The sequence below is a fragment of the Streptomyces sp. NPDC029139 genome (assembly GCF_055564335.1).
The window spans coordinates 502,127-519,145 of record NZ_JBVHWN010000002.1 but is presented as its reverse complement, the minus strand read 5'-3'; the positions used below and the strand labels follow the sequence as shown (position 1 = coordinate 519,145).

At 70.5% G+C, this 17,019-nt stretch carries 10 protein-coding genes; 7 read left to right on the top strand and 3 right to left on the bottom strand.

Features of this window, described 5'->3' with window-relative positions:
* Positions 1-19 precede the first annotated feature (19 nt).
* On the bottom strand, positions 20-1,048 hold the full coding sequence (locus ACZ4VW_RS06460) for a LacI family DNA-binding transcriptional regulator (RefSeq protein ID WP_467959029.1): 1,029 nt from the start codon (positions 1,046-1,048) through the stop codon (positions 20-22).
* 25 nt (positions 1,049-1,073) lie between these two features.
* On the bottom strand, positions 1,074-2,924 hold the full coding sequence (locus ACZ4VW_RS06455; protein ID WP_467959027.1) for a glycoside hydrolase family 13 protein: 1,851 nt from the start codon (positions 2,922-2,924) through the stop codon (positions 1,074-1,076).
* Between the two features lie 346 nt (positions 2,925-3,270).
* Here ACZ4VW_RS06455 and ACZ4VW_RS06450 point away from each other — a divergent pair, with 346 nt between their 5' ends.
* The 7 genes from ACZ4VW_RS06450 to pulA all read left to right on the top strand — a co-directional run bounded on the left by ACZ4VW_RS06450 (position 3,271) and on the right by pulA (position 16,451).
* Entirely contained in the window at positions 3,271-4,545 is a 1,275-nt protein-coding gene (locus ACZ4VW_RS06450) for an extracellular solute-binding protein (RefSeq protein ID WP_467959024.1), read from the top strand.
* 20 nt (positions 4,546-4,565) lie between these two features.
* Positions 4,566-5,576: a carbohydrate ABC transporter permease gene (locus ACZ4VW_RS06445; RefSeq protein ID WP_467959022.1), complete on the top strand. Its 1,011-nt coding sequence runs from the start codon at positions 4,566-4,568 to the stop codon at positions 5,574-5,576.
* A complete protein-coding gene (locus tag ACZ4VW_RS06440; protein ID WP_384517121.1) occupies positions 5,570-6,436 on the top strand; it encodes a sugar ABC transporter permease in 867 nt (288 codons plus the stop codon). The genes ACZ4VW_RS06445 and ACZ4VW_RS06440 overlap by 7 nt, the downstream gene beginning before the upstream one ends.
* 47 nt (positions 6,437-6,483) lie before the next feature.
* A complete protein-coding gene (locus tag ACZ4VW_RS06435) occupies positions 6,484-8,139 on the top strand; it encodes a glycoside hydrolase family 13 protein (protein ID WP_467959020.1) in 1,656 nt (551 codons plus the stop codon).
* A complete protein-coding gene (locus tag ACZ4VW_RS06430; protein WP_467959018.1) occupies positions 8,127-9,209 on the top strand; it encodes a LacI family DNA-binding transcriptional regulator in 1,083 nt (360 codons plus the stop codon). Before ACZ4VW_RS06435 ends, ACZ4VW_RS06430 begins: the two co-directional genes overlap by 13 nt.
* Positions 9,210-9,331: 122 nt before the next feature.
* On the top strand, positions 9,332-11,029 hold the full coding sequence (locus ACZ4VW_RS06425; protein ID WP_467959016.1) for a carbohydrate-binding module family 20 domain-containing protein: 1,698 nt from the start codon (positions 9,332-9,334) through the stop codon (positions 11,027-11,029).
* Positions 11,030-11,099: 70 nt separating this feature from the next.
* Entirely contained in the window at positions 11,100-16,451 is a 5,352-nt protein-coding gene (pulA, locus tag ACZ4VW_RS06420) for a pullulanase-type alpha-1,6-glucosidase (protein WP_467959014.1), read from the top strand.
* Here the strand turns inward: pulA and ACZ4VW_RS06415 are convergent.
* Positions 16,438-16,971 (bottom strand): GNAT family N-acetyltransferase, encoded by a 534-nt coding sequence (locus tag ACZ4VW_RS06415; protein WP_467959012.1) that lies wholly within the window; start codon positions 16,969-16,971, stop codon positions 16,438-16,440. The genes pulA and ACZ4VW_RS06415 overlap by 14 nt on opposite strands.
* Positions 16,972-17,019 lie beyond the last annotated feature (48 nt).

The following is a 17,019-nucleotide window of genomic DNA, read 5'->3' as shown; positions in this document are numbered from 1 at the left end:
CTCGAGGAGGACTCCGGTGTCAGTGGTTTCCCTGATGCGGGGCGGAAGCGGTTGAACCGCGAACCACCAGCTCGGGCATGAAGACGAACTCGCTGTGCGGGGCCGGCGTCCCCCCGATCTCCTCGAGCAGCGCCCGGACCGCGGCCTGCCCCATCGCCTGCACGGGCTGGCGGATGGTGGTGAGCGGCGGGTCGGTGAAGGCTATGAGGGGCGAGTCGTCGAAACCGACGACGGAGACGTCCCGGGGAACCTGGAGCCCCTGCTGGCGGGCGGCCCGGATGGCACCGAGTGCCATCATGTCGCTCGCGCAGACGACGGCCGTGCAGCCGGCGGAGATGAGGGCACCGGCGGCGGCCTGTCCGCCCTCCAGGGTGTACAGCGAGTGCTGGATCAGCTCCTCGGACTCCTCGGGGGAGAGCCCGAGCCGCTCCTGCATGCCCCGCCGGAAACCCTCGATCTTGCGCAGGACCGGCACGAACCGCTTCGGCCCCACCGCGAGCCCGATCCGGGTGTGCCCGAGCGCGGCCAGGTGCGTCACGGCCAGCTGCATCGCGGCCCGGTCGTCGGGCGAGACGAAGGGGGCCTGCACCTTGGGGGAGAAGCCGTTGATGAGGACGTACGGGACGCCCTTGCCGCGCAGCTGGTCGTAGCGCGTCATGTCGGCGGTGGTGTCGGCGTGCAGCCCGGAGACGAAGATGATCCCGGAGACGCCCCGCTCGACCAGCATGTCGGTGAGTTCGTCCTCGGTGGACCCGCCGGGGGTCTGGGTGGCGAGGACGGGGGTGTAGCCCTGGCGTGTCAGGGCCTGCCCGATGACCTGCGCGAGCGCGGGGAAGATCGGGTTGTCCAGTTCGGGGGTTATCAGCCCGACCAGCCCGGCACTGCGCTGGCGCAGCCGTACGGGCCGCTCGTACCCGAGGACGTCGAGTGCGGCAAGCACGGATTCACGGGTGGCCGCGGCCACACCGGGCTTGCCGTTGAGCACGCGGCTGACTGTGGCTTCACTGACCCCCGCCTGGGCTGCGATGTCGGCAAGCCGCGCGGTCATGGGATTGGACTGTACCGGTCGCACGTCAGATTGCCCACCAAACGCAGGAGTCGGCGGGAAGCCGGACGCCCGGCGCGGTGCCGGCGCCGGGGGCCTGAGGGTCGAACTCCCCGGCGGGCGAGGGCAGTACGACCCCGGCGGCCTCGCTGCCGTGGGGTCCGTGCACCGGCGCCCCGGCGGCCCCGGGACCGGACGCGTCCGAGCCGGAGACATCGGGACCGGACGCGTCGGCCGGCGCGGGGTCCGCCCCGCGTCCCTCCTCGCGCGCGGCGTGCGCGAGGACGGCCGCCGGCGCCCCCGCCCCCGCGCTCGCCCCCGGCTCGCTGCTCAGGAGCGGCGCGCCCGTGACCGGCAGGTCCACGGTCACGTCGGCGCCCGTCGTGTTCAGGGCGACCAGCACGTCGCCCGCCTCCGCGCGGCGGCGGAAGGCCAGGACCCCCTCCGGGGCGTCCAGCCACTCGACCGCCTCGCCCGCGCCCAGGGCCGGATGGTCCCGGCGGACACGCAGAGCCGTGCGGTAGAGCTCCAGCGTGGAGGCGGGGTCACCGGTCTGGGCCGCCACGCTCAGGGCCGACCACTCCGGGGGCTGCGGCAGCCACGCGCCGGCCGGGCCGAAGCCGTACGAGGGACCGTCGGCGGTCCAGGGCAGCGGGACGCGGCAGCCGTCGCGCAGCCCGTCCTGGCCGTCGCCCCGCCAGAACGCCGGGTCCTGGCGGAGCGCGTCCGGCAGCTCCGTGACCTCCGGCAGGCCCAGCTCCTCGCCCTGGTAGACGTACGCCGAGCCGGGCAGCGCCAGCATCAGCAGCGCCGCCGCCCGGGCGCGTTCCAGGCTCCCGTACCGCGTGGTGTGCCGCACCACGTCGTGGTTGGAGAGCACCCATGTCGTCGGAGCCCCCACCGAGGCCGTCGCGCGCAGCGAGGCGTCGACGACCGACCGCAGCGCGGTCGCGTTCCAGGGACAGTTCAGGAACTGGAAGTTGAACGCCTGGTGCAGCTCGTCGGGGCGCACGTACAGGGCGAGCCGCTCCGGCGTGGGGGCCCACGCCTCGGCCACCCCGATGCGGTCGGGGCCGTACGACTCCAGGAGCCGGCGCCAGCCGCGGTGGATCTCGTGCACGCCGTCCTGGTCGAAGAACGGCAGCCGCTGGGTGCCGATCAGCTTCGCCTGCTGTCCGTGCCCGATGTCCGGCAGACCGTCCGCCTTGACCATGCCGTGGGCCACGTCGATCCGGAAGCCGTCCACCCCCAGATCGAGCCAGAACCGGAGTACGGACTCGAACTCGGCACGGACCTCCTCGTGCTCCCAGTTCAGGTCCGGCTGCTCGGGCGCGAAGAGGTGCAGGTACCAGGATCCGTCCGGCACCCTCGTCCACGCCGGGCCGCCGAAGACGGACTCCCAATCGTTGGGGGGCTGCGCGCCGTCCGCGCCGCGCCCCGGGCGGAAGACGTACCGGTCCCGCCCGATCCCGGCGAGCGCCGCCTCGAACCAGGGGTGCCGCTCCGAGGTGTGGTTCGGGACGATGTCCACGATGACCTTCAGGCCCAGCGCGTGCGCCGCGCGCACCAGGTCGTCGGCGTCCGCGAGGTCCCCGAAGACCGGGTCCACGGCCCGGTAGTCCGCCACGTCGTAGCCGCCGTCGGCCTGCGGGGAGGCGTAGAAGGGCGTCAGCCAGACCGCGTCCGCGCCCAGGTCCGCGATGTGCGGCAGCCGCTCGCGTGCGCCACGCAGGTCCCCGATCCCGTCGCCGTCGCTGTCCGCGAAGGAGCGGACGTACACCTGGTAGATCACGGCGTCCCGCCACCAGCCGGTGCGGGGGGCGCTTGCGCAAGAGCTTGCGGAGTCCGACAGCGACGGTGAGGTGAGCTCATGGGCCATGTGCGGTGTCCCTCTCGCGTGTTCCGGGTGGTGGGCGTCGTACTGACAACGAGGTCGGAGCGGCCGTGAAACGGTCCTGCAAGAGATGATGCAAAGGTTTGCAGGACCGTCGGCGGGCCGCAAGAGGGCCTGAGGAGGGCGCCCGGCCTGCTGTCAAGCGACTCGTCGGCAACCTTCAGGACACGCCGATGTAACGATCGCCGCTCCTTGCAGAAAGTTCTCGCAAGCTCTTTCGGCTCGTTTTCATCCCTGTTACGTTCCTGGCAACCCGGCGCGCCGCGAGGGAGCGGTCGCATGAGGCAGGTTCCAGCCCCTCGTCCCCCCGGGATCAGTTGAAGGAGTTCACATGCGGCGTGGCATAGCGGCCACCGCGCTGGTCGCGGCCCTGGGCGTGACCCTGGCAGCGTGCGGAAGCGACGGTTCCAACGGCGGCGGGCAGAAGAGCTCGGGCGAGCTCTCCGGCACCGTGACCTGGTGGGACACGTCGAGCGTCGGCAGCGAGGACAAGGTCTTCAAGAAGCTGGCCGAGGGATTCACCAAGAAGCACCCGAAGGTCACCGTCAAGTACGTCAACGTGCCGTTCGGTGAGGCGCAGAACAAGTTCAAGAACGCCGCCCAGTCGGGCAGCGGCGCCCCGGACGTCATCCGCTCCGAGGTCGCCTGGACCCCGGACTTCGCCAACCTCGGCTACCTCGCGCCGCTGGACGGCACGGCCGCGCTGAAGGACGACAAGGACTTCCTCAAGCAGGCGTCCGCCTCCACCAAGTACAACGGCAAGACCTACGGCGTGCCGCAGGTCATCGACTCCATGGGCATCTTCTACAACAAGAAGATCTTCAAGGAGGCCGGTGTCGAGGCGCCCAAGACCGTCGCCGAGCTGAAGACCGTCGCCGCCAAGATCAAGGAGAAGACCGGCAAGACCGGTCTCTACCTGCGCGGCGACGACGCCTACTGGTTCCTCTCCTTCCTGTACGGCGAGGGCGGCGACATGGTCAACGCCGAGCAGAAGAAGATCACCATCGACGACGCCGCCGGCGTCAAGGCCTTCTCCACCGTGAAGGACCTGGTCGACTCGAAGGCCGCGATCACCGACGCGACCAACGGCTGGGACAACATGCAGGCCGCCTTCAAGGACGGCAAGGTCGCGATGATGATCAACGGCCCGTGGGCCGTCGCCGACACCCTCGCGGGCAAGGAGTTCGCCGACAAGGCGAACCTCGGCATCGCGCCGGTCCCCGCCGGCTCCGCCGGCCAGGGCGCCCCGCAGGGCGGCCACAACCTCGCCGTGTACGCGGGCTCCAAGAACCTGGACGCCTCCTACGCCTTCGTCGAGTACATGACCTCCGTCGAGGCGCAGACCACCGCCGCCAAGGAGCTCAGCCTGCTCCCGACCCGCGAGTCCGTCTACATCAAGCCGGACGTCGCGAGCAACGAGATGATCAGCTTCTTCAAGCCGGTCGTCGAGAAGGCCGTCGAGCGCCCCTGGATCCCCGAGGGCGGCAGCCTCTTCGCTCCGCTGCAGACCGAGTACACCAAGGTCCTCACCAACCAGGCCACCCCGGAGCAGGGCGCCAAGGCGACGGGTGACGCCTACCGCAAGCTCCTGAAGGACTGGAAGTAACAAGGAAGGCAGGCCGGCTGATGGCTGTGGACACCAGCAGCCAGTCGGCGGTGAAGGCCGCGGGCGACGACGCCCGCGGCCGGCACCGTGGTACTGGCACCCCCGGGGGAAAGGTGCGCCGTTCCCTCTCCACACACTGGTACGCCTGGGCGATGGTCGCTCCGGTGGTGATCGTGATCGGCGTCATCATCGGGTACCCGCTGGTACGCGGGATCTACCTGTCGCTCACCGACGCCAACGAGCGCAACGTCGCGCGGAGCATCGGCGTCAACGAGATCCCCGCGACCTACGAGTTCGTCGGCCTGGACAACTACGTCGAGGCCCTCAACGGGGGACAGTTCTTCAGCACCCTCGGCTGGACGCTGGTGTGGACGGTGTGCTGTGTCTCCGTCACCTTCGGCCTCGGCCTCGGCCTCGCCAACATCCTCAACCGCAAGATCGCCGGTCGTTCCTTCTACCGGATGATGCTGATCCTGCCCTGGGCCGTGCCCGGCTTCGTCTCGGTCTTCGCCTGGCGCTTCCTGTACGACGAGCGGCGCGGCATGCTCAACCAGATCCTCGCCGGCGGCGGCATCGACGCCGTGCCGTGGCTCAACGACCCCACCTGGGCCAAGTTCTCGGTCATCGCCGTCAACGTCTGGCTCGGCGTGCCGTTCATGATGGTCGCCCTCCTCGGCGGCCTGCAGTCCATCCCCGGCGAGCTCTACGAGGCCGCCGAGATGGACGGCGCGAACGCCTGGCAGCGCTTCCGCAACATCACGCTTCCCGGACTGCGCTCGGTGTCCACCACCGTGATCCTGCTGAGCACCATCTGGACCTTCAACATGTTCCCGGTGATCTTCCTGCTCACCCGCGGCGGACCCGGCGAGGCCACCCAGATCCTGGTCACCCAGGCGTACAAGTTCTCCTTCGAGATCAGCCCCCGTGACTTCGCCCAGTCGTCCACCTGGGGCGTCCTCATCCTGATCCTCCTGATGCTCTTCGCCGCGGTCTACCGGCGAGTGCTCCGCAAGCAGGGAGAAGTCTGGTGACCACCGCACAGACCACCGCGACCAACGCCCCCCGGCGCGGCCGCCGCTCGCCGCTCGCCTCGATCGGGCTGCACACCACCCTGATCGTCGCCTCCGTGATCGCCGTCTTCCCGGTGCTGTGGGTCCTGCTCACCTCGCTGAAGCCGGCGAAGTACGCGACCACGACCGACTTCTTCAAGGAGACGACGCTCGCGAACTACACCGACCTGCTGGAGAACACCGAGTTCCTCGCATGGTTCGGCAACTCGCTGCTCATCGCGGGCCTCACCACGCTCCTCGGCGTCTTCGTCGCCTCCACCACCGGCTACGCCGTCAGCCGCTTCCGCTTCCCCGGCAAGCGCGGACTGATGTGGACGCTGCTGGTCACCCAGATGTTCCCGGTCGCCGTCCTGATCGTGCCGATCTACAACATCATGGCGACGCTCGGACTGCTGAACAGGGCGGCCGGTCTGGTCATCACGTACCTCACCATCGCCGTCCCCTTCTGCGCCTGGATGATGAAGGGCTTCTTCGACACCATCCCGCGCGAGATCGACGAGTCGGGCCAGGTCGACGGGCTCAACCCGTTCGGCACCTTCTGGCGGCTGATCCTGCCGCTCGCCAAGCCCGGCCTCGCGGTGACCGCGTTCTACTCCTTCATCACTGCCTGGGGCGAGGTCGCCTACGCCTCCGCCTTCATGGTCGGCGACGAGAACCTCACGCTGGCCGGCGGTCTGCAGAAGTTCGTCAACCAGTACGGCGCCCAGTGGGGCCCGATGTCGGCGGCCTCCGTCCTCATCGCCGTCCCGGCCGCGCTGGTGTTCCTCTTCGCCCAGCGGCACCTGGTGACCGGCATGTCCGCCGGCGCCGTCAAGGGCTGAGCCCCGCGCATCCCCCTTCTACGTACCTCCTTACCTCCAAGGAAGACATGACCCAGCACCTCGCTGCCCCCGCCGCCGCCGCCCCGACCACCGGCACGCACACGGGCTGGTGGAGAGACGCGGTGATCTACCAGGTCTACCCCCGCAGCTTCGCCGACGGAAACGGCGACGGCATGGGGGACCTGGAGGGCATCCGCGGCCGGCTGCCGTACCTGAAGGAACTCGGCGTCGACGCCGTCTGGCTCAGCCCGTTCTACGCCTCCCCGCAGGCCGACGCCGGTTACGACGTCGCCGACTACCGGGCCATCGACCCGATGTTCGGCAACCTCCTCGACGCCGACGTGCTCATCCGCGAGGCGCACGAGCTGGACCTGCGGATCATCGTCGACCTGGTGCCCAACCACTCCTCCGACCAGCACGAGTGGTTCCAGCGCGCGCTGCGCGAGGGCCCCGGCTCCCCGCTGCGCGAGCGCTACCACTTCCGCCCGGGCAAGGGGGAGAACGGCGAACTGCCGCCCAACGACTGGGAGTCCATTTTCGGCGGGCCGGCGTGGACCCGCACCGAGGACGGCGAGTGGTACCTGCACCTCTTCGCGCCCGAGCAGCCCGACTTCAACTGGGACCACCCCGCCGTGCGCGACGAGTTCCGCTCGATCCTGCGCTTCTGGCTCGACATGGGCGTCGACGGCTTCCGCGTCGACGTCGCCCACGGCCTGGTCAAGGCCGAGGGCCTGCCCGACATCGGCGCCCACGACCAGCTCAAGCTGCTCGGCAACGACGTCATGCCCTTCTTCGACCAGGACGGCGTCCACGAGATCTACCGCTCCTGGCGGCAGGTGCTCAGCGAGTACGACGGCGAGCGCATACTCGTCGCCGAGGCGTGGACCCCGACCGTCGAGCGCACCGCGAACTACGTGCGCCCCGACGAGATGCACCAGGCGTTCAACTTCCAGTACCTGGGCACCCACTGGGACGCGGCGGAGCTGCGCCGGGTCATCGACGCCTCGCTCGCCGCGATGCGCCCGGTCGGCGCCCCGACGACCTGGGTCCTCTCCAACCACGACGTCACCCGGCACGCCACCCGCTTCGCCAACCCGGCGGGCCTCGGCACCCAGCTGCGCACCCCCGGCGACCGTGAGCTGGGCCTGCGCCGGGCCCGGGCCGCGACGCTGCTGATGCTGGCGCTGCCCGGCTCCGCGTACGTCTACCAGGGCGAGGAGCTCGGCCTGCCGGACGTCACGGACCTGCCCGACGAGGTCCGCCAGGACCCGTCGTTCTTCCGGGCCACCGGCCAGGACGGTTTCCGCGACGGCTGCCGGGTGCCCATCCCGTGGACGGTCGAGGGCAGCTCGTACGGCTTCGGCAGCGGCGGCAGCTGGCTGCCGCAGCCCGCCACCTGGGGCGCGCTCAGCGTCGAGGCCCAGGCGGGCGACCCCGGCTCCACGCTGGAGCTCTACCGCAGCGCGCTCGCCGTACGGCGTGAGCGTCCCGAACTCGGAGCGGGCGAGGACATCGAGTGGCTGGAGGCGCCCGAGGGTGTGCTCTCCTTCCGCCGCGACGGCTTCGTCTGCACCGCCAACACCACCGGCCGGGCCATCTCCGTCCCGCTGCCCGGCCGGTTCCTCCTCTCCAACGAGCCCGTCTCCCACGGGGAGGGCGTCGTGGAGCTGCCCGCCGACACCACCGTCTGGTGGGCGGTGTGACGATTCCCCTGCCGCGGGGCGCCGGCAACGGCGCCCCGCGGCTCGCGGACATCGCGGCCCAGTCGGGGGTCAGCGAGGCCACCGTCAGCCGTGTGCTCAACGGCAAGGCGGGCGTGGCCGGCGCGACCCGGCACCGGGTCCTGGCCGCGCTCGACGTGCTGGGTTACGAGCGTCCCGTACGGCTCAGACGGCGCAGCGCGGGCCTCGTCGGCCTCGTCGTGCCCGAACTGACCAATCCGATCTTCCCCGCCTTCGCCCAGGTCATCGAACAGGTCCTGGCGGGGCACGGCTACACCCCGGTGCTCTGCACCCAGATGCCCGGCGGCGCCACCGAGGACGAACTGGTCGAGCAGCTGGAGGAGCGCGGGGTCACCGGCATCATCTTCCTCTCCGGACTGCACGCGGACGCCGCCGCCGACCCCGAACGCTACGTCCGGCTCGCCGCGCGGGGCGTTCCGTTCGTCCTGATCAACGGCTTCAACGAGCGCATCGACGCCAACTTCGTCTCGCCCGACGACCGGGCGGCGGCCCGGATGGCCGTACGGCACCTGGTCGAGCTGGGCCACGAGCGGATCGGTCTGGCGATCGGACCGACCCGTTACGTCCCCTCGCGCCGCAAGGCGGAGGGCTTCGCGGCCGAGCTGCACCACCTGCTCGGGATCGAGCGGGCGGAGGCCGAACGGTACGTCCGCCCCACGCTGTTCGGTGTCGAGGGCGGGCACGCGGCGGCCGACATCCTGCTCGACCAGGGCTGCACCGGCATCGTCTGCGGCTCCGACCTGATGGCGCTCGGCGCGATCCGCGCGGTTCGTGCCCGGGGCCTCGACGTGCCCCGTGACGTGTCGGTCGTCGGCTTCGACGACTCACCCCTGATCGCCTTCACGAATCCGCCGCTCTCCACCGTGCGCCAGCCGGTGCAGGCGATGGCGACGGCCGCGGTCGGGGCGCTCCTGGAAGAGGTCGAGGGGAACCCCGTGCAGCGCACGGAGTTCGTCTTCCAGCCGGAGCTGGTCGTGCGGGGGTCCACGGCCCAGCCGCCGGCCGGCTTCTCCCCGCAACTCCTTGCGTAACTCCCTGCATCGAGGGGTCCGAAGGGTTGACCCGGGGTCGGGGCACTCGTACGGTCACGGCTGAAAACAGTTGCTGTCAATTTCGGCAACATCTTGCGACAGTGAAGTCAGCAGGAGGAATCATGGCCAGAAAGACCGTGGCCGCTGCACTCGCCCTCGTGGCGGGAGCCGCTGTGGCCGTCACGGCACCCGCCCCCGCGCAGGCCGCCCCGCCCGGTGAGAAGGACGTCACCGCGGTGATGTTCGAGTGGAAGTTCGCCTCCGTGGCGAAGGCCTGCACCGAGCAGCTCGGCCCCGCGGGCTACGGGTACGTCCAGGTCTCGCCGCCCCAGGAACGCATCCAGGGCTCCACCTGGTGGACCGCGTACCAGCCGGTCAGCTACAAGATCGCCGGACCGCTCGGAGACCGCACCGCCTTCAAGAGCATGGTCGACACCTGTCACGCGGCGGGCGTGAAGGTCGTCGCGGACACGGTCATCAACCACATGGCGAACGCGTCGGGCACGGGAACGGGCGGGACCTCGTTCTCCAAGTACGACTACCCGGGCCTCTACTCGGGCGCCGACATGGACGACTGCCGCTCCACGATCTCGAACTACCAGGACCGGGCCGACGTCCAGAACTGCGAGCTCGTCGGCCTGCCCGACCTCGACACCGGCGAGGACTGGGTGCGCGGCCGGATCGCCGCGTACATGAACGACCTGCTCTCCCTCGGCGTGGACGGCTTCCGGGTCGACGCCGCCAAGCACATGCCGGCCGCGGACCTCGCGAACATCAAGTCCCGGCTGAGCAACCCCGGCGTCTACTGGAAGCAGGAGGCGATACACGGGGCCGGCGAGGCGGTCTCGCCCAGCGAGTACCTCGGCAACGGCGACGTCCAGGAGTTCCGCTACGCACGGGACCTCAAGCGGATCTTCGGCTCGGAGAAGCTCTCCCACCTGAGCACCTTCGGCGAGTCCTGGGGGTACATGGCGAGCGGCAGGTCCGGCGTCTTCGTCGACAACCACGACACCGAGCGCGGCGGCGACACCCTCAACTACAAGTACGGCTCCGCCTACACGCTCGCCTCGGTCTTCATGCTCGCCTGGCCCTACGGCTCCCCGGATGTCCACTCCGGCTACGAGTGGTCCGACAAGGACGCGGGCGCCCCCAACGGCGGTCAGGTCAACGCCTGTTACAGCGACGGCTGGAAGTGCCAGCACGCCTGGCGCGAGATCGCCTCGATGGTCGGCCTCCGCAACGCCGCCCGCGGCACGGCCGTCGGCAACTGGTGGGACAACGGCAACGACGCCATCGCGTTCGGCCGGGGCGACAAGGCGTACGTGGCCATCAACCACGAGGGCTCGTCGCTGACCCGCACCTTCCAGACCGGCCTGGCAGCCGGCACGTACTGCGACGTACAGAGCAACCGGGCCGTGACGGTGAACTCCGCCGGCCAGTTCACGGCGACGCTGGGCGCCCACACGGCCCTCGCCCTGCACGTCGGCGCCACGAGCTGTCAGAGCGGCACCACCCCGCCGCCCGCGAGCAGCGGCGCGTCCTTCAACGTCAGCGCCACGACCTCCCTGGGCCAGAACATCCACGTGACGGGCAACCGCGCCGAACTGGGCAACTGGTCCACGTCGGCGGCCCCGAAGCTCGACCCGGCCGCCTACCCGGTCTGGAAGCTGACGGTCTCCCTGCCCGCCGGCACGACCTTCGAGTACAAGTACATCCGCAAGGACGCGGCCGGCAACGTCACCTGGGAATCGGGCGCCAACCGCGTCGCGACGGTCCCCTCCTCGGGCCAGCTCGTCCTGAACGACACCTTCCGCAGCTGACCTCCCCTCCCCGCAGGGCCGCCCCCACCGGGGGCGGCCCCCCTTCCCGTACCTCCAGGGAGAGAACCCCGTGATACCCAAGAGAACGGCGGCCGCCGTGGCCGTCGCGCTGTGTGCAGCCCTGGTACCGGCGCTGCCGGCCGCCGCCGCACCCCCGCCCCCGCCGCCGCCCTCCGACAAGGCGCTCGCCGCGCAGCCCGCCCGGCACGACCTCACCCGCGAGCAGTTCTACTTCGTCCTGCCCGACCGGTTCGCCAACGGCGACACCGCCAACGACCGCGGCGGACTCACCGGCGGCCGGCTCGACACCGGCTTCGACCCCGCGGACAAGGGCTTCTACCAGGGCGGCGACCTCAAGGGGCTCACCAAGAAGCTCGACTACATCAAGGGCCTCGGCACCACCGCCATCTGGCTCGCCCCGATCTTCAAGAACCAGCCCGTGCAGGGCGCCGGCAAGGACGCCTCCGCCGGCTACCACGGCTACTGGATCACCGACTTCACCCAGGTCGACCCCCACTTCGGCACCAACGCCGACCTGGAGAAGCTGATCGACCAGGCCCACGCCAAGGGCATGAAGGTCTTCTTCGACGTCATCACCAACCACACCGCCGACGTCGTCGACTACAAGGAGCAGTCCTACGGCTACCTCTCCAAGGGCGCCTTCCCGTACCTGACCAAGGACGGCGTCCCCTTCGACGACCGCACCGCCGACCCCTTCCCGGCGGTCGACAAGGACTCCTTCCCCCGCACCCCCGTCGTCGCCGAGGACAAGAAGAACCTCAAGGTCCCCTCCTGGCTCAACGACCCCACGATGTACCACAACCGGGGCGACTCGACCTTCGCCGGAGAGTCCTCCCAGTACGGCGACTTCGTCGGCCTCGACGACCTGTGGACCGAGCGTCCCGAGGTCGTCGAGGGCATGAAGAAGATCTACCAGCGCTGGGTGCGCGACTTCGACATCGACGGCTTCCGCATCGACACCGTCAAGCACGTCGACACCGCCTTCTGGACCCAGTGGGCCACCGCGCTCGACGAGTACGCCGCGCGGCGAGGCCGGGACGACTTCTTCATGTTCGGCGAGGTCTACTCCGCCGACCCGGCGATCACCGCCCCGTACGTCACCGAGGGCCGCCTCGACGCCACCCTCGACTTCCCCTTCCAGGACGCGGCCCGCACCTTCGCCTCCCAGGGCGGCCCGGCGGACAAACTGGCGAACCTCTTCGCGCAGGACTACCGCTACACCACGGACAAGGCCAACGCCTACGAGTCGGTGCCCTTCCTCGGCAACCACGACATGGGCCGCTTCGGCACCTTCCTCAAGCAGGACAACCCCGACGCCGGCGACGCCGAACTCCTCCAGCGCTACCGGCTCGCCAACGAGCTGATGTTCCTCAGCCGGGGCAACCCCGTCGTCTACTACGGAGACGAGCAGGGCTACACCGGCGCCGGCGGCGACAAGGACGCCCGCCAGACCCTCTTCGCGTCGAAGACCGCCGACTACCTGGACGACGACCAGCTCGGCACCGACCGCACCCACGCGGCCGACGCGTACGACCCCACGCACCCGCTCTACCGGCAGATCGCCGCCCTCGCCAAGCTCACCCGCGAGCACCCGGCCCTGCGCGACGGCATCCAGCAGCAGCGGTACGCCGAGGGCTCCGTCTACGCCTTCTCCCGCACCGACGCGCGGACGAAGGCCGACTACCTCGTCGCCACCAACAGCGCCACCACCCCCAAGACGGTCACCGTGCCCGTCGACTCCGCCGACTTCCACGCGCTGTACGGGGCCCAGGGCGCGGTCCACGCGGACAACGGCAAGGTCACCGTCACGGTGCCGGCCCTCGGCTCCCTCGTCCTCAAGGCGGCGAAGCCGCTCGGCGCTCCCGCCGCCACGCCGACGATCGCCCTGAAGGCCCCGGAGGCCGGAGCCACCGGCACCGTGGAGATCTCCGCCGACGTCGACGGCGGACAGCTGAACCGCGTCGTCTTCGCCGCCCAGACCGGCAACGGCAGGTGGCAGGTCCTCGGCTCGGCCGACCACGCCCCGTACAAGGTCACCCACAAGATCACCGCGCCCGCCGGCACCGCCCTGCGCTACAAGGCCGTCGTCGTCGACAGCGCAGGCCGCACCGCGAGCGCGACCGCCGCGACCACCAGCGGCGCCCCCGCCGTCGAGCAGCCGCCGACCGCCACCCAGCGCGACTACGCGATCGTCCACTACAAGCGCGCCGACGGGAACTACGCCGACTGGGGCCTCTACACCTGGGGCGACATCGCCGACGGCGAAGGCACCACCTGGCCCGCCGGCAAGCCCTTCACCGGCCGCGACGCGTACGGCGCCTTCGCCCACGTCAAGCTCAAGCCCGGCGCCTCCTCGGTCGGCTTCATCGCCGTGAACAAGGACGGCGTCAAGGACACCGACGCCGACCGCGCCATCGACCTCTCCAAGACCGGCGAGGTCTGGATCGAGCAGGGCAGGCCCGAGCTCATGAACACCGCGCCCGAAGGCGCGTACCCGCCGCAGGACACGACCAAGGCCGTCCTGCACTACCAGCGCGCCGACGGGAACTACGAAGGCTGGGGCCTGCACACCTGGACCGGGGCCGCGAACCCCACCGACTGGACCAAGCCCCTGGAGCCCGTCCGCACCGACGCCTACGGAGCGGTCTACGAAGTCCCGCTCGCACCCGGCGCGACCACCCTCAGCTACATCCTGCACAAGGGCGACGAGAAGGACCTGCCCACCGACCAGTCCCTCGACCTCAAGGCCAACGGCCACGAGGTCTGGATGCTCGGCGGCCAGGAGAAGTACCTGCTGCCACAGCCCAAGGGCAGCGGCGCGGCACTCGACCTCACCAAGGCCCAGGCCGTCTGGATCGACGACACCACCCTCGCCTGGAACGGCAACGACACCGCCGCCGCCAGTGTCCTCCTCTCCTCCCGGAACGGATCGATCACGGTCAAGGACGGCGCCCTCACCGGCGACCGCCAGGTGCTCCGCCTGAACAGGACGCAGCTCACCGACGCGCAGAAGGCCGCCTTCCCGCACCTGAAGGCGTACGGCGCCTACACGATCGACCCCCGCGACCGCGACCGCGTCCGCGAAGCCCTCAAGGGCCAGCTCGTCGCCGCCCAGTACGCGGCGAACGGCGCCGTGCTGACCGCCACGGGCGTCCAGCTCGCCGGCGTGCTCGACGACCTGTACGCGCCGAAGGCGACCCGGGCCGCTCTCGGCCCCGTCTTCCGCGACGGCCGCCCCACCCTCTCCCTGTGGGCGCCCACCGCCCAGTCCGTCGTCCTCGAACTCGACGGCAAGGCCGTGCCCATGCGCCGCGACGACGCCTCCGGCGTCTGGTCGGTCACCGGCACGCGCGCGTGGACGGGCAAGCCGTACCGGTACGCGGTGAAGGTCTGGGCGCCCGCCGCCCGTCAGATCGTCACCAACAAGGTCACCGACCCCTACTCCACCGCCCTGACCACCGACTCTGCCCGCAGCCTGATCGTCGACCTCGCGGACCCCAGGCTCGCCCCCAAGGGCTGGAAGCGCCTGACCAAGCCCACCGCCGTACCGCTGCGGGACGCCCAGATCCAGGAGCTGCACATCCGCGACTTCTCGATCGCCGACCCGACCGCCGACGCCGACCACAAGGGCACGTACCTCGCCTTCACGGACGCCGGCAGCAAGGGCTCGAAGCACCTGAAGGCACTCGCCGACTCCGGCACCTCCTACGTCCACCTCCTGCCCGCCTTCGACATCGGCACCATCCCCGAGAAGAAGTCCGACCGGACCGAGCCCGCCTGCGACCTGAAGGTCTACGCCCCCGACTCCGAGGAGCAGCAGGCCTGCGTCGCCGCCGCCGCGGCCAAGGACGCCTACAACTGGGGCTACGACCCGCTGCACTACACCGTCCCCGAGGGCTCCTACGCCACCGACCCCGAAGGCACCCGCCGCACGGTCGAGTTCCGGCAGATGGTCCAGTCCCTCAACGGCGCCGGACTGCGCACCGTCATGGACGTCGTCTACAACCACACCGTGGCCTCCGGCCAGTCCGACAAGTCCGTCCTCGACCGGATCGTGCCGGGCTACTACCAGCGCCTCCAGGCCGACGGCTCCGTCGCCACCTCCACCTGCTGCGCCAACACCGCGCCCGAGAACGCCATGATGGGCAAGCTCGTCGTCGACTCGGTCGTCACCTGGGCCAAGCAGTACAAGGTCGACGGCTTCCGCTTCGACCTCATGGGCCACCACCCGAAGGAGAACATCCTCGCCGTCCGCAAGGCCCTCGACGCGCTCACCCTCGCCGAGGACGGCGTCGACGGAAAGGCGATCGTCCTCTACGGCGAGGGCTGGAACTTCGGCGAGATCGCCGACGACTCCCGCTTCGTCCAGGCCACCCAGAAGAACATGGCCGGCACCGGCATCGCCACCTTCTCCGACCGGGCCCGCGACGCCGTCCGCGGCGGTGGCCCCTTCGACGAGGACCCCGGTGTCCAGGGCTTCGCCTCCGGTCTCTACACCGACCCCAACTCCTCGGCCGCCAACGGCACCCCGGAGCAGCAGAAGGCCCGCCTCCTGCACTACCAGGACCTGATCAAGGTGGGTCTGAGCGGCAACCTCGCCTCCTACACCTTCACCGACACCTCGGGCCGCACGGTCAAGGGCTCCCAGGTCGACTACAACGGCGCCCCGGCCGGCTACGCCGCCGCCCCCGGCGACGCCCTCGCCTACGCCGACGCCCACGACAACGAGACCCTGTACGACGCGCTCGCCTTCAAGCTGCCCGCCACGACCTCGGCGGCCGACCGGGCGCGCATGCAGGTCCTCGCCATGGCCACGGCGACCCTCTCCCAGGGCCCCGCACTCTCCCAGGCCGGCTCGGACCTGCTGCGCTCCAAGTCCCTCGACCGCAACTCGTACGACAGCGGCGACTGGTTCAACGCGATCCACTGGGACTGCCGGGACGGCAACGGCTTCGGCCGCGGCCTTCCCCCGGCGGCCGACAACAAGGCCAAGTGGGGCCACGGAAAGCCGCTGCTGACGAATCCCGCGCTCACCGTCGGCTGCGCGCAGATCGACGGCGCCTCGGCCGCCTACCGGGACCTGCAGAAGATCCGTACCACCGAACCGGTCTTCTCCCTCACCGGCGCCGAGCAGGTCCAGGACGCCCTGTCCTTCCCGCTCTCCGGCACCGGCGAGACCCCCGGCGTGATCACCATGCGCCTCGGCGACCTGGTCGTGGTCTTCAACGCCACCCCGGACCGGCAGACCCAGAAGGTCACCGGTCTGGCCGGAAAGGGCTACACCCTGCACCCGGTCCAGGCGTCGGGCTCGGACACGACGGTCAAGTCCGCCTCCTACGAGGCCGGTTCGGGCACCTTCACGGTCCCGGCCCGCACGGTGGCCGTGTTCAAGGCCGGATGAGGTCCTTCAACTCCTTCTCCAGCAGGACCACCCCGTAACGCGTGCCGTCGGCGGCGAGCTTTCCCGGCTCGTCGCCGACGGCCGTATAACCCGCCGCCTCGTAGTACGTCCGCAGCCGCGGATTGCTCGACACACAGTCCAGCCGCGCCACCGCCCGGCCCCCGGCCGCGATCCGCCCCTCGGCATGCGCGAGGAGCTCGCGGCCGGTGCCGGCGGGGGCGGACTCCCGGTCGGTCATCAGCCGGTGGACATAGCCCGCCACCGGGGGCTGCGGCCCCCACGCCTGCTCGTCCTCCCACCACAGCTCGTACGCCCCGACCGTCCGGCCCCCGCTCGACGCCAGCCACACCTCGCCCGACGCGATCCGGGACCGGAAGTGCTCCACGCTCTTGTCGCCCGGCTTCCACTGGTCCATCCCCTGGCGCACCATCCAGCGCGCCGCCCCGTCGAACAAGCTCACCAGACGTCCGAGATCCCGGTCATGGTCGTCCGCCTGCCGGAAGGTCACTTGTGCGCTCATGGTGATCACCGTAAAGGTGTGGCCAGACATCCTCAGACCCAGGAGTGA

Coding starts and splice junctions, on each gene's coding strand:
- ACZ4VW_RS06445 (WP_467959022.1), top strand. CDS start 4,566: ATGGCTGTGGACACCAGCAGCCAGTCGGCGGTGAAGGCCGCGGGCGAC.
- ACZ4VW_RS06415 (WP_467959012.1), bottom strand. CDS start 16,971: ATGAGCGCACAAGTGACCTTCCGGCAGGCGGACGACCATGACCGGGAT.
- ACZ4VW_RS06435 (WP_467959020.1), top strand. CDS start 6,484: ATGACCCAGCACCTCGCTGCCCCCGCCGCCGCCGCCCCGACCACCGGC.
- ACZ4VW_RS06460 (WP_467959029.1), bottom strand. CDS start 1,048: ATGACCGCGCGGCTTGCCGACATCGCAGCCCAGGCGGGGGTCAGTGAA.
- ACZ4VW_RS06455 (WP_467959027.1), bottom strand. CDS start 2,924: ATGGCCCATGAGCTCACCTCACCGTCGCTGTCGGACTCCGCAAGCTCT.
- ACZ4VW_RS06425 (WP_467959016.1), top strand. CDS start 9,332: ATGGCCAGAAAGACCGTGGCCGCTGCACTCGCCCTCGTGGCGGGAGCC.
- ACZ4VW_RS06450 (WP_467959024.1), top strand. CDS start 3,271: ATGCGGCGTGGCATAGCGGCCACCGCGCTGGTCGCGGCCCTGGGCGTG.